Genomic DNA, 12,814 nt, shown 5'->3' with positions numbered 1-12,814 from the left:
ATCTTGATATTATTCATATCATAATGATATAAAATGCAATCAATTGAAAATATGAATATATAAATACTATACAGATTACATATTACACAGCCGAATGATTACTCTTTTCCCTAATTTTTGTTATAGTGCCCTGACCCTCAATCTAGCTGCCAAAACCCATTGTCGCATTAAAATAGGTAACACATGACCCGTAGTCGCCCACTAACTATACTTATACTCAATATGCTTGGTTTCGCCCTGTTTTTCTCATGGTATTTACCTGAGAATCACGGCTTTTGGTTTCATATTGACTCCACCATTTTTCATTACTTTAATGAAAAAATACTGCCAAATTCAAAATTTGCATTATTTGTCGCTATCGTGAATATAAGAGCATTTGACGTCATCTCACTCTTATGTATGGGTTTACTTTATTATAGCGCATTTCGTAAACAAAATTACGCAGGCAAACGCCGTCTTTTTATGATTGGTCTGGTCATGCTGATAACCGCCGTGATCATAAATCAGATTGGTCATCAGATCCCCGTTAGCCGTCCAAGCCCGACCTTAACATTTGAAAACGTCAATCGTGTAAGCGAAATGACAAGCTGGCATACCAAAGATGCTTCCGGTGATAGCTTCCCGGGGGATCACGGGCTGATGCTGCTAATTTTTAGCTGTTTTATCCTTCGATATATTTCCCGTGGGGCATTCTTTATCGCTTTACTGATTATGATCGCTTTTGCCCTCCCTCGTATTATGGCTGGTGCGCATTGGTTTACAGATATTGCTGTTGGTTCATTATCACTCACTTTAGTTGGAGTGAGCTGGGCATTATTGACTCCTCTGAGCGACACTTTAGCTGATTGGTTAGATAAAAAATTACCGCATATCGGTCGTACTCGCTAAAAAGATAATTATTATCGGGGAGATACTCACTATCTCTCCGATAATATAGACTTTTTCTCCAACGGAGAAAAAACAAACAAAACAATTCTAACCTATTAGTTTATAATCTAATTTTTTGTAAATAATTATTTTTATCTCTCGCTTTTTTCTCACAGTTTCTGTACTCTTCCGCTAGTCCTTTTTATTAAAATACTCCTTTTGTAAAGATATTAATAAAATGTGTGGCTTCACACACTTTAGGGACGAAAAGTTTGTCAATTCGCTACGTTATACTAGCCTTTAGAGCGTTTAGTGTTTTTGTGGTGGCGATAAGTCACATTAAGGACTGCAAGGGAAATTAATATAATGGTCAAATCTCAACCAATACTGAGATATGTATTGCGGTTTATTCCCGCAATTATCGCGGCAGTGGCACTGACCGCATGTAGTTCTCCAGATTCCCAGATACGTAGTAAAAAACCTGAAACTCAGACCACCGTAAACGGTCAGAACAGTCAAAAGCATTTTCTCCTGCAAACATCTCAGGATGAATTTGAAACATTGGTTAAAAATCTGGATATCAAATCTAAGATCCTTAACCAATACGCAGACTGGAAAGGAGTTGCCTATCGGCTCGGTGGTAATACGAAACGTGGCATTGATTGTTCAGCCTTCGTACAACGCACCTTTCATGATCAGTTCGGTATGGCGTTACCCCGCTCTACATCAGGGCAACAAAGTATAGGTCAGACAGTTAGCCGTACTAAATTAAAAGCGGGTGATTTAGTACTCTTTAAGACCGGTGTTCACCGGCGCCATATCGGTATCTATATAGGCAATAACCAGTTTGTGCATGCTTCCACCAGTAGTGGTGTCATGGTTTCCAAATTAACGGATACTTATTGGAGCAAACGCTATTACGGTGCACGTCGTGTTTTAGCAGATGATCTTAAGGCCTCAATATAGCCTCTTTTTTCTGCCCTATATTTTCTCTTGCAGTATAAAAAACGCCTCCATTCGGAAGCGTTTTTTATTCAGTTATTATTCGTTAAAGTGGGTAAAATGCTGTTATATTTTCAGCAATTGCGGCACCTAGTGTCTTCAGCCGACATATCACTGCACTTTCATCCTCTCGAGCAAAAAACAAACACGGCTCACCTTCCCACTCAATTACCGCACTTATTATTTGCATATCAGAAATAGACTGATGTATATCATGCAAGATACTCCATGCATGTTCGCCTTCATGGCTTAACAATTTCAGCCCCATCAGGGTATTTCCTATATCTGCCTCTTCTTCTGGCAAGATTTCAACTCTTGTCCCGACAAAACCAGATGACCACCGATAACTTTGCGGCAGTCTGTGTACTACCGAAAGTTGAATATTATTCACGTATTATTCCTATCAGAAACAACATTAATACATCTAACCACCAGCTGTTGGCTACCGACCTCTCAAAGCCGAATAACCACCCAACAAAAAAGTAAATAAAAAGTTAAAACAAAAATCACAACATCACACTTTTTTCGTCTTTTATTTAGAAAAAAATGAGATCAAACTCGCACTTTGTATATATTTATACTGTTTTGGTAAAAAATTCAACTTATTTTTATGTAAAGCGGCAACTTTTTATTCAAGATTTGTTTACAAAACGATATTTTTTCTAACGATAAAACACGATAATATTTTTACAATATCCTTTCATTACATATGGTTAGTAGAGAACAAAATGTTTACCATATAGAGTCATATATTTAACATTTTTAAATTAACAAAAAACAAACAAAATAGAGCGATTTGGCATCATAAAATTAACACCCAGCCATATTTGACTATCTTTTCATTCGATAGATCTGCTTATCTAATAAATAATAATTAACATAAAGCCAGGTTCTTGGGATATTTTTGCTTCTGAGTGAAGAACTATAGCAGAATCATATTAATATGACATAATAGCTGGATTCATATGACAAAGGATAAAGTGAGATGGGCTACAGTCTGGATTTTCGAAAGAGAGTATTGGCATATAAAGACAAGCATTCGTTGACCTTCGAACAAACGTGTACCCATTTTGAGGTTTCTATGCGGACCTTATTTCGGTGGAGTCATAAAATAGAACCCTGTGTGACACGGAATAAGCCGCCCACAAAAATCAGTGATGAAGCGCTTCTCACTGATGTCAAAAATTACCCCGACGACTATCAATGGGAAAGGGCAAAACGCTTGGGTGTCGCGCAGTCTGCTATCCATTACACCTTGAAGCGGCTGAAAATAACAGTCAAAAAAAACGCTAAGACACCCCAACGCTGACGCTCAGGCTCGTCAGGCGTTTGTTGAACGCATCGACCACTACGAACAGGCAATGAAACCGATTGTTTATCTGGATGAAAGCGGTTTTTCGCAGTCTATGCCCCGCACACACGGTTATTCGGCGAAAGGGTTACGTTGCTTCGGTACACACGATTGGCAGGCCAAAGACCGCATGAATGTCATTGGCGCGATCCTCAAAAAGACCTTCGTGACCTTAAGCTTATTTTCGGGAAACATGAATGCGGATGTCTTTCATGCCTGGATAACACAAGATTTGCTGCCCAAGCTCCCAAGCGGAGCCGTGATTGTGATGGATAATGCCCCCTTCCATAAACGGCATGACACAATAAAAGCGATAGCAGACCACGGTTGCCTGTTGGAATGGTTACCTCCTTACAGTCCGGATTTGAACCCCATCGAACCGAAATGGGCTGAAGTCAAAGCGATAAGAAGACGAGAAAGGTGTTCAATTGATGAACTGTTTATGACGCATGTAAAATATGTCTAATTATTTTGATTTAGCTATATCTGCTTTAGAAGGAAAAACTCAGATACTGATATAGCAGCTCAATTTCATGAACAGACCATGAAAATGTAATTTAAGAAACCGTAGATACAGTTATATACGCAACGGATTTCAAGATGCGTCGTGACGACAAAGGAGAAATCTATGGAAATAAGAAACCACCTTGTACAACCAGTGGTTTCTATTAATTATGTGATTATTTTATTGTTTTGCTCTACTCGCATAGACAATCAATGCCATTGCTAATATCACGCATAAAGCCATTGAGCCAACCATCGGCCAGGCACTTTTTTCAGGAGCAGAAGATAGAATTGCTCCAACCAAAGCAGCAATACTGAAACGTAAAGTTCCGGATAATGATGCAACCGTTCCGGCCATATGGGGATAGCCATCCAAAACAACCGCCATTGAGTTAGATGTAATCAAAGAAATACAGCTAATATAAATTGCAACACCCAATACCAGAGAAATAAAGCCCAAATCCAGCATCGTGCTGAATAACAACCATAACCCCATAAGAAATTGCACGAACACACCAAATTTCAGCATCTTCAATGCACCATATTTGCGGACAAATTGGCTATTGATGGTTGTCATAACAAACATAAAAATGATGTTCAACCCGAAATAATAGCCAAAATGCTGCACAGGGACACCATTCAGTTGAATATAAACAAATGAGCCAGCACTGAGAAAAGAAAACATCCCGGCAAAAGAAAAACCACTTGCCAAAATATAGCACAAGACCTGACGCTGCCGAAACAGCATCACAAACTGCCCTAGAGTAACTTTTAAGTTAAAATGCAGCCTTCTCTCTTTAGGTAATGTTTCCCTGATAAAAACCGCTACTAGCAATGCCGCTATGACAGCCGCAATTGCAATAGACCAGAAAATAGCATGCCAGTTAAACCACACCATCATTATTCCACCCAGCATAGGAGCAAGTAGCGGAGCAATGATCATAACCAGCGTCACAAATGACATACTGCGAGAAAATTCATCTTTGGTGAATATATCACGCATTAAAGCATTGATCACAACGCTGGCCGCGGCGGCTGAAAAACCGTGCAAAAAACGCATGGAAATAAAGGTGTCAATATTTTGAGCCAGAGCACATGCGGCAGAAGATATTGCAAAAACAGTCACTCCACCCAAAATAACCGGCTTTCGTCCCAGACTGTCAGACATTGGTCCATAAACTATCTGACCAATAGCAAACCCTAAAATATAGCTGTTCAGGGTCATTTGTACTTTGCCATCACTGACGCCGAAATCAGAAGCTATTGTTGGCATACTCGGCAAATACATATCAATTGCCAGTGGCATCAGCATAGAAATTAGCCCAAGAATAAGGACTAACCCCAAATAAGATAATCGTTGTTGTTGCACTCGTTTTTTCCCAAAACAACTTGATAAAATAGATAAAAAATTAAGCTGTTGGCATGTTTATGCTCTTGATTTCGTTCCCTGTCAGCATCCTGTATTCACCGGGCTCCAAATCAGGATCCAGATAAATATCACCGATGCGCTCACGATGGAGTTCAACGACATGGTTTCCAACAGCAGCGAACATTCTTTTTACCTGATGATACCGCCCTTCACTGATAGTCAGACGTACAAGCTGAGGCTCGATAATCTCTAATTTGGCGGGCTTCGTCAGTGTTTTTTCCCCATTCAACAGGATACCTGAGAGAAATTTTTCTTCAGTATCCCCTGAAATCGGATTCTCCAGTGTCACAAGATAAGTTTTTTCACAATGATGCTTAGGTGACGTGATGCGATGTGACCACTGCCCATCGTCAGTCAATAAAACTAAGCCTGTTGTATCAATATCCAACCGTCCTGCTGAATGTAATTTATGGGCAACAGGCTCATCAATAAAATATAAAATTGTCGGATTGATGGGATCATCAGTCGAGCACACATATCCCTGTGGTTTATTCAGCATAAAATAACGTGGGCCATCGAATTGCTCCAGTACCGTTCCCTCATAAGCAACAGTCTGCTCAGGTTTCAGTTTATATGACCCTGCTTTAATAATTTCATTATCGACAGTAACCCGCCCAGCTCGTAATTCACGCCCAACATCGTTACGGCTGATACCTAATTGTTGTGATAAAAATTTATCCAATCGCATGTATAGCTATACCTAACAAAAAATAATCTAAAAAAATCGCAAAATGACTTTAAGCCTACTACTGAATGACAAGATTAAACAGATAATTTATAGCGTAATTGTAAAATCAATAAATAGAACAGGCAAAAGTGCTATTCTCTCTGTCAACGATTTTTACCCGATATCCGTGACAGTAATATAACAATGGCTTTTACCTTACGCCCTTATCAGCAAGAAGCGGTTGATGCGACCATCCGCCATTTCCGCCAACATAAAGAACCCGCAGTGATTGTCTTACCTACTGGTGCAGGTAAAAGTCTTGTCATTGCTGAGCTGGCAAAGCTGGCTCATGGTCGGGTTTTGGTTCTAGCACATGTTAAAGAACTTGTTGCGCAAAACCATAGTAAGTATTGCTCATATAACCTAACGGCTGATATTTTTTCTGCCGGACTGCACCAAAAACAGAGCGAAGGGAAAGTTGTTTTTGGGAGTATTCAGTCTATTGCCCGTAACTTAGATCGTTTTAACCATCAATTTTCACTGCTAATCATCGATGAATGTCATCGGATCAGCGATGACGAAAATAGCCAATATCAACAAATTATCCAACAACTCCAAAAAAATAACCCTAGACTGCGCATTCTGGGTTTAACCGCCACTCCTTACCGTTTGGGTACTGGCTGGATATATCAGTATCACTACCACGGTATGATCCGCGGCGATGAAAATTGCTTCTTTCGTGACTGTATTTATGAGCTTCCGTTGCGCTATATGATAAAACATAATTTTCTTGTTCCTCCGGAAAGACTGGATATGCCCGTTATGCAGTATGATTTCAGTCAGGTACGCACCAGCCAGCAGGGTATTTTCGATACAGCTGAATTGAATCGGGAAATTAAGCGACAAAAGCGCATCACACCACATATTGTCAGGCAAATTATTGAGTATGCAGAAGATCGGAAAGGCGTCATGATTTTCGCAGCCACAGTTGAACATGCTAAAGAAATATCCCTGTTACTCCCGGCAGAACAAGCTGCATTAGTCAGTGCCGATACACCAGGCCATGAGCGAGATCTCTTGATCAATGCATTCAAAAAGCAGCAATTACGTTATATGGTCAATGTTGCTGTACTGACAACGGGATTTGATGCCCCCCATGTTGATCTTATCGCGATATTACGTCCGACGGAGTCCGTGAGTCTTTATCAACAAATCGTTGGGAGGGGACTGCGTTTATTTCCTGATAAAAAAGAGTGTCTAATCCTAGATTATGCAGGCAATCCTCATGACCTCTATACGCCAGAAGTCGGAAGCCATAAGCCCGATTCACAAAATCAGCCTGTACAGGTATTCTGCCCTCTCTGCCAATTTGCCAATACCTTCTGGGGAAAATGTACCGCAGAAGGTGACATAATTGAGCACTTTGGACGCCGCTGTCAGAGATGGGAAGAAGACGAGAATGGAAAAAGGCATCAGTGTGATTTTCGTTTTCGTTTTAAATCGTGTCCGCATTGTGGCACAGAAAATGACATAGCAGCCCGACGTTGTCATCACTGTCAGGAAATACTCGTTGATCCTGACGATATGCTAAAAGCAGCACTTAAGCTCAAAGATGCTCTGGTGTTACGTTGTGGGGGGATGCAATTAACTCCGGGTAATGACAACAAAGGCGAATGGCTCAAAATTACTTATTACGATGAAGATGGTGCAAATGTCTCTGAGTTATTTCGTTTAACGACACCAGCCCAGAAAAAAGTATTTGAACTTCAATTTATACGCCCCCATCAGCGTGCGCCGGGGGTTCCTTTGCTCTGGAAAACTGCGGGCGATATCGCACAACAACTTCCTTTACTGCGACATCCTGACTTTGTTGTAGCCCGGAAAAAAGGACAATTCTGGCAGATTAGGGAAAAAATATTTGATTATCAGGGCCGCTTCCGCCGGGCTGATGCTCTGTATTAAATAATACAATCACAGGCAGCAGAGTACTTTATATTTGCTGTCATATCGGTTTTTCGTTAAAATGCCGCCCGCTTAGCGTAATACATAATGTTAAGCCAAATATCGAACCTGCTGCTGGGTCGCCTGTAGCAGGATTTATTTTCTTCTTTTATAGAGAAAAAATGATGTTAACTATTAATGCAGAAGTACGTAAAGAGCAGGGTAAGGGTGCGAGCCGCCGTCTGCGCAGAGCTAACAAGTTTCCAGCAATCATTTATGGTGGTAACCAAGAGCCAGTTTCTATCGAACTGGATCACGATGCAGTTATCAACCACGAAAGCAAGCCAGAATTCTACGAAGTTCTGACTCTGGTCGTTGATGGTAAAGAAACTAAAGTTAAAGTGCAGGCAGTACAGCGTCATCCGTTTAAACCTAAACTGACGCACATTGATTTCCTGCGTGCTTAATTAGCCAGAATCGAGCTTTTATCGGGACGCCGAGTAAATAACGCCGCATTTGCGGCGTTATTTATTTCTGGCTTTTACGAAAACTTTAACCTTAAAACCAACAACATTAGCGATTATTACTGCCACGACGTTGCAACTGATCCCGCAGATTTGGTGGCGTACCCTTAATCGTCAATGTATCCGTCGCCGGATCCCAGAAAATTCTTTCTCCAAGTAACATGGCATCAAAATTAATCGTTAACCCGCCACCACTACCGGCAAATTTAGTCAATTGGCGCAACGTACTGCGATCTGCCGGGAAGCTCTCTTCCAAGTCGTAGTCTTGACCTTGGGAAAATTGCTGAAAGCTCTGTTCACCTAATGGTGGTAATTCCTGCGATAATTCTTGCAGTTTAATCTCTTCGCCCGCCTGTAACTGCTCATTGCAGTAACTGTAAACTTGTTGGCGATAAGCCTGTCGCTCATTTTTATCAAGCTGAGCAGATTCGCAATAATCATCCACTGCCTGCAATAATCCTTTATTCTGCACCTTAGCATTCATTCCTTCACTGGCGGCCAGAAAATCCATGAAAAAGTCAGATACCTTGCGCCCTACCCGACCTTTCAGGAAAGTCAGATAACGGCAGGATTCAGGGTTAGTTTCCCATTCCGTCAAATCAATTCTGGCAACGATATCGGCATGAGGGATATCAAGATATTGTGTCGTATTGACATCCAGAGCCTCATCGACTGAAGTACTACTACAGCTATTCAGAACAGCGATTAACAAATACTCCACAGCCAAATATCGATATTGGCAAAATAATACCGTGCCACCTTCTGCAAACGGGTATTTTATCAGTTCATCTTTCAGACGAACGGTCGCAGCCCGGCTGAAACCTAAAAAATCTTCATTTCCCTTGCGCTGATGGCGAAGTGATTCAGCCAGCTCACTTTCATCACTGAACACACCATAAGCCTTGCTTTTAGCGCTATACACACGATGTAATTCAGCCATCATCTCTTCGACTACCTGATTGGTATCCAGCAGAGAATCCCGCAAAATCACTTCCAGTGTTTGTTCGTCACGTTTAATCAACTGATGTAACGCGATCTGGGTAATTTCCAGACTCATTATTTCTACTCCTTTTACAGCACTGACCTTCTGGGTATTACAGTTAGCGGCGTATTCAAACACTGTTCCTTCTCTGCTGCAACCAAAAAACCCAATGATGGAAAAGTGTTCACAATTTAATTATTCGCGTTCCCCACATCACAGGCTAAAATGAGGCAGCAGACACAAGAATGGCAACAATTTGTACAATAAGGAAATTAAATTGTCATAAAAAAGCAGAAAATAGCCCCTCTATACGGTAATATATTGGGCTTTGTACATTCAGGATATTTGAGTCATGCCACAGTCATCTCGCTACAGCGATGAAAAAGTTGAACACTTATTAGCTGAACTAGTAAGTGTTTTCGAAAAAAACCACGTGCCTACCGATCTTTCATTGATGGTTTTAGGCAACATGGTCACGAATTTGATCAACACGAGTATTGCACCAGCCCAACGCAAACATATCGCAAACTCGTTTGCACACGCGTTACAATCTTCAATTAACGAAGATAAAGCGCATTAATTTTTCCATTAAAAAATTAACGTAAGAAAATATGGTGACTAACCGCCAGCACTATCGCGAAAAAGTTTCTCAAATGATCAGTTGGGGGCACTGGTTCGCTCTGTTCAATATCGTGTTCAGTCTTGTGCTGGGCAGTCGCTATTTATTCGCATCTGACTGGCCGGGTTCGCTGTTTGGTCGCATTTATGCGCTGGTCAGTTGGCTCGGTCATTTTAGCTTCATTGTTTTTGCCGCTTATTTACTGGTGTTATTTCCCCTGACATTTATTGTGATGTCACAGCGTTTACTGCGATTTCTTTCCGCAACTCTGGCAACAGCAGGGTTAACACTACTGATATTTGACTCTTCCATTTATGTGCGTTTTCACCTGCACCTGACACCATTGGTATGGGATTTGGTTACTAATCCCGAGCAGGGTGAACGGGCAAGAGAATGGCAATTGATGTTCATCTGCATTCCACTTATTTTTCTGGTGCAGATGCTATATGGAACCTGGAGCTGGCAAAAATTACGCAGCCTGAATCGGCAAAAACTCGGTAAACCTGTGGCGGCTATCTTTATCACAGCTTTTGTGGCCTCCCATATGATGTATATCTGGGCAGATGCTAATTTCTATCGCCCTATCACCATGCAACGCTCAAATCTACCGCTTTCATACCCCATGACAGCGCGTAAATTTCTTGAAAAACATGGTTTGCTGGATAAAAACGAATATCAACGCCGTATCAGTCAGCAAGGAAACCCAGCTGCTCTGACCATTGAATATCCATTGAATAATCTGTCTTACCGTGATAGCGGCCGCGGTTATAATTTATTATTGCTGGTTGTGGATAGTCTGGATAATGGTGACATTACAGCAAATAAAATGCCATTCCTTGAGCGCTTCACAAAGAGTAACATTCAGTTCACTCAGCATTTTAGTACCGGTATGAAAAACGACACCGCATTGTTCGGTTTATTCTACGGTATATCATCAAGCTATCTGGATAGTATTCTTAATAGCCGAAAACCCTCAGCACTTATTGATGCCTTAACTCACCAAAAGTATCAGTTTGGTCTTTATTCATCAGATGGATTCCAGACACCTCTTTATAGGCAGGCTATTTTAACCGATTACTCGCTTCCTTACGAAGCTAACCCAAATGACAACCTGACTGTAGAGCAATGGCAGCAATGGCTAAATTCGCGTAATAATACTACACCGTGGTTCTCATTTTTAAACCTTAATGGTGTTTCTCCTTCGTCAATTCAGATTGATAAGAAAACACTGGATACTGAAATCAATCACGTTTTAGATACGCTGAAAAATAAAGGTATTCTGAACAACACCATCGTTGTTATTACTGCTAAGCATGGCAGCACCATTACAAACAACGATCCAAAATGGTTTATCGGTGACAAATTTAATCGTAAGCAAATGCACGTTCCATTGATCATTCACTGGCCCGGAACACCTGCACAAGTTATCAACAAACTGACCGGTCATCAGGATGTTATGACTACATTGATGCAGCGTTTATTGCACGTAAACAACTCACCTGATGATTACTCTCAGGGAGAAGACCTATTCAGAGATCAAAGAAATATTCCTTGGCTCATTACCGGTGAGAACGGTTCACTGATCGTGACAACGACTGAAAACACAATTTATCTTTCCAAAGATGGGGATTACCATCTGTACGACTCAGATGGCAATGAAATCCAGAACGCAAAACCAAATCTTACTCAGTTATTACAAATACTAACTGAAATTAAACGATTTTTAGCAAACTAATTGCCTAAAAATCAATCACTCACTAAAGAAGGGACTTGCTTTGCAAATAAAAAAAGGTACTATAAGCAAAGTCATCGGCATGTAGCGCAGCCTGGTAGCGCACCGTCATGGGGTGTCGGGGGTCGTAGGTTCAAATCCTATCATGCCGACCAAATTTCCCTAGAAAAACCAACCAATTGCGGTTGGTTTTTTTATGCCTCAAATTTGCTTGGTGTAAAACTGGTGTAAAATGGGTGTAAAACCCTCCGCAAAAACACTGATTCACTGAGCTAAAAAACAATCATATTTTGATTATTTCCTCACTCAAATTTACCCACCTATCTATTCCCTAACTTTTGTGCTTTACAATTACGATGAATGGTCATCAGTTTAATTTTTCTATTGCTTTACTTCACTTCGTCTGTTCAGGCCAAACGATATCGGGGCAGTGGAACAAACCACCCGATTGAGCAGCACCCCTTAGTTCACCTCAGTTAACTTTTGCTGCTGTTGATTCCAGATAGAATTTTCCGGCATCTGAACACGGACAGTGATATATCTGTCATCCGGGATATCAATCAAATCCCCGTCAGAATAGCCCTCTTTCATGTTTTGGGCGAACTGAGGTGCATTTTTATGTTCACGGTGATAAGTCATGATTTTGATAGAACCGTCAGGCAAGATCCTATAATCCACCCAAATTAACGGGAGCTTGTTTTTACACTGAGGAATTTCAACTCCGCCATCAATTCCACCCTAGTCTGCATCTGCATTAAACCCAAGAACGTTTTTAATGAGATAAACTCCCTCAGATAAACGCTCAACAACAGCACCTTCTGATTCATTATTAGTTTCAAATTTACCATCACTCCATATTTTAATAATAGGTGAGGCTCTTTTCATAAAACCATCAACCACGGTGTAATCAGTATTGAGCGTAATCGTGCCATCTTTTTGCGGGAACAGTATCGAGTAATACTTAGTGTCCGAGCCGGCTATCCTTTCATATAATGATAACCATGGCCTTCCGCTGTTGGGGAACGCAGCTTCTAATGATAAATACCGACGATAGTAACGATCATTAGAGCTAAAATTAACCCTAGTACTACAGTCGTAACTGTTCCATGATCAGATATTCCTCTCGGCGGCGATAATGGCATTGTTGGGCGCGATACTGATGTCGTCGCCGCCAGTCTGACCAAAATAAAATCTGT

12 protein-coding genes, 1 tRNA gene and 1 pseudogene are annotated in these 12,814 nt (G+C 41.0%); 9 read left to right on the top strand and 5 right to left on the bottom strand.

The genetic code is table 11. The features are described 5' to 3' along the window. Window positions 1–183 precede the first annotated feature (183 nt). Together AACX38_RS01265 and mepS are read left to right on the top strand one after the other, a co-directional pair. Window positions 184–888 carry a phosphatase PAP2 family protein gene (locus tag AACX38_RS01265; RefSeq protein ID WP_228865574.1) on the top strand — a complete coding sequence of 235 codons (705 nt, stop codon included), beginning with the start codon at window positions 184–186 and terminating at the stop codon, window positions 886–888. Window positions 889–1,233: 345 nt separating this feature from the next. After that, window positions 1,234–1,833, top strand: coding sequence for a bifunctional murein DD-endopeptidase/murein LD-carboxypeptidase (gene mepS, locus AACX38_RS01260; RefSeq protein ID WP_099122965.1), 600 nt, complete (start codon window positions 1,234–1,236; stop codon window positions 1,831–1,833). Window positions 1,834–1,915: 82 nt separating this feature from the next. Here the strand turns inward: mepS and AACX38_RS01255 are convergent, their stop codons facing one another. Next, window positions 1,916–2,260: a YejG family protein gene (locus AACX38_RS01255; RefSeq protein ID WP_099122964.1), complete on the bottom strand. Its 345-nt coding sequence runs from the start codon at window positions 2,258–2,260 to the stop codon at window positions 1,916–1,918. 594 nt (window positions 2,261–2,854) lie between these two features. Here AACX38_RS01255 and AACX38_RS01250 point away from each other — a divergent pair. Further along, the gene (locus AACX38_RS01250) at window positions 2,855–3,178 is read left to right on the top strand and encodes an IS630 transposase-related protein (protein WP_228865573.1); all 324 of its coding nucleotides are present in this window, start codon (window positions 2,855–2,857) and stop codon (window positions 3,176–3,178) included. 31 nt (window positions 3,179–3,209) lie between these two features. Next, a complete protein-coding gene (locus AACX38_RS01245) occupies window positions 3,210–3,686 on the top strand; it encodes an IS630 family transposase (RefSeq protein WP_228865576.1) in 477 nt (158 codons plus the stop codon). 219 nt (window positions 3,687–3,905) lie between these two features. Here the strand turns inward: AACX38_RS01245 and AACX38_RS01240 are convergent, their stop codons facing one another. Both AACX38_RS01240 and rsuA read right to left on the bottom strand, forming a co-directional pair. Next, entirely contained in the window at window positions 3,906–5,093 is a 1,188-nt protein-coding gene (locus tag AACX38_RS01240) for a Bcr/CflA family multidrug efflux MFS transporter (RefSeq protein ID WP_339385643.1), read from the bottom strand. A 40-nt stretch (window positions 5,094–5,133) separates the two neighbouring features. After that, entirely contained in the window at window positions 5,134–5,841 is a 708-nt protein-coding gene (gene rsuA / locus AACX38_RS01235) for a 16S rRNA pseudouridine(516) synthase RsuA (protein WP_228865572.1), read from the bottom strand. Between the two features lie 183 nt (window positions 5,842–6,024). On the opposite strand from rsuA, the gene AACX38_RS01230 reads away from it, so the two are divergent. Next, window positions 6,025–7,782 (top strand): DEAD/DEAH box helicase, encoded by a 1,758-nt coding sequence (locus tag AACX38_RS01230; RefSeq protein ID WP_228865571.1) that lies wholly within the window; start codon window positions 6,025–6,027, stop codon window positions 7,780–7,782. A gap of 164 nt (window positions 7,783–7,946) precedes the next feature. After that, on the top strand, window positions 7,947–8,228 hold the full coding sequence (gene rplY / locus AACX38_RS01225; protein ID WP_047679702.1) for a 50S ribosomal protein L25: 282 nt from the start codon (window positions 7,947–7,949) through the stop codon (window positions 8,226–8,228). A 106-nt stretch (window positions 8,229–8,334) separates the two neighbouring features. Here rplY and yejK read toward each other — a convergent pair whose 3' ends face one another. Next, on the bottom strand, window positions 8,335–9,342 hold the full coding sequence (gene yejK / locus AACX38_RS01220) for a nucleoid-associated protein YejK (RefSeq protein WP_228865570.1): 1,008 nt from the start codon (window positions 9,340–9,342) through the stop codon (window positions 8,335–8,337). A 277-nt stretch (window positions 9,343–9,619) separates the two neighbouring features. Between yejK and AACX38_RS01215 the strand changes: the two genes are divergently transcribed. From AACX38_RS01215 to AACX38_RS01205, 3 genes are all read left to right on the top strand, one after another. Further along, entirely contained in the window at window positions 9,620–9,847 is a 228-nt protein-coding gene (locus tag AACX38_RS01215) for a YejL family protein (RefSeq protein WP_099110991.1), read from the top strand. 31 nt (window positions 9,848–9,878) lie between these two features. Continuing rightward, window positions 9,879–11,621, top strand: coding sequence for an LPS biosynthesis-modulating metalloenzyme YejM (gene yejM, locus AACX38_RS01210; RefSeq protein WP_228865569.1), 1,743 nt, complete (start codon window positions 9,879–9,881; stop codon window positions 11,619–11,621). Between the two features lie 75 nt (window positions 11,622–11,696). Next, a tRNA-Pro gene (locus tag AACX38_RS01205) sits at window positions 11,697–11,773 on the top strand. 307 nt (window positions 11,774–12,080) lie between these two features. Here the strand turns inward: AACX38_RS01205 and AACX38_RS20685 are convergent. Next, window positions 12,081–12,503, bottom strand: a pseudogene (locus AACX38_RS20685) (phage tail fiber protein). Between the last annotated feature and the right edge of the window lie 311 nt (window positions 12,504–12,814).

Origin of the sequence: Xenorhabdus sp. PB30.3 (assembly GCF_963895965.1) — a bacterium.
GTDB lineage: Bacteria > Pseudomonadota > Gammaproteobacteria > Enterobacterales > Enterobacteriaceae > Xenorhabdus > Xenorhabdus stockiae.
The sequence above is the reverse complement of the archived record's forward strand: the minus strand, read 5'-3'. Positions and strand labels throughout refer to the sequence as shown.

Coding starts and splice junctions, on each gene's coding strand:
- AACX38_RS01230 (WP_228865571.1), top strand. CDS start 6,025: ATGGCTTTTACCTTACGCCCTTATCAGCAAGAAGCGGTTGATGCGACC.
- rsuA (WP_228865572.1), bottom strand. CDS start 5,841: ATGCGATTGGATAAATTTTTATCACAACAATTAGGTATCAGCCGTAAC.
- yejM (WP_228865569.1), top strand. CDS start 9,879: ATGGTGACTAACCGCCAGCACTATCGCGAAAAAGTTTCTCAAATGATC.
- rplY (WP_047679702.1), top strand. CDS start 7,947: ATGTTAACTATTAATGCAGAAGTACGTAAAGAGCAGGGTAAGGGTGCG.
- AACX38_RS01265 (WP_228865574.1), top strand. CDS start 184: ATGACCCGTAGTCGCCCACTAACTATACTTATACTCAATATGCTTGGT.
- AACX38_RS01250 (WP_228865573.1), top strand. CDS start 2,855: ATGGGCTACAGTCTGGATTTTCGAAAGAGAGTATTGGCATATAAAGAC.
- AACX38_RS01215 (WP_099110991.1), top strand. CDS start 9,620: ATGCCACAGTCATCTCGCTACAGCGATGAAAAAGTTGAACACTTATTA.
- mepS (WP_099122965.1), top strand. CDS start 1,234: ATGGTCAAATCTCAACCAATACTGAGATATGTATTGCGGTTTATTCCC.
- yejK (WP_228865570.1), bottom strand. CDS start 9,342: ATGAGTCTGGAAATTACCCAGATCGCGTTACATCAGTTGATTAAACGT.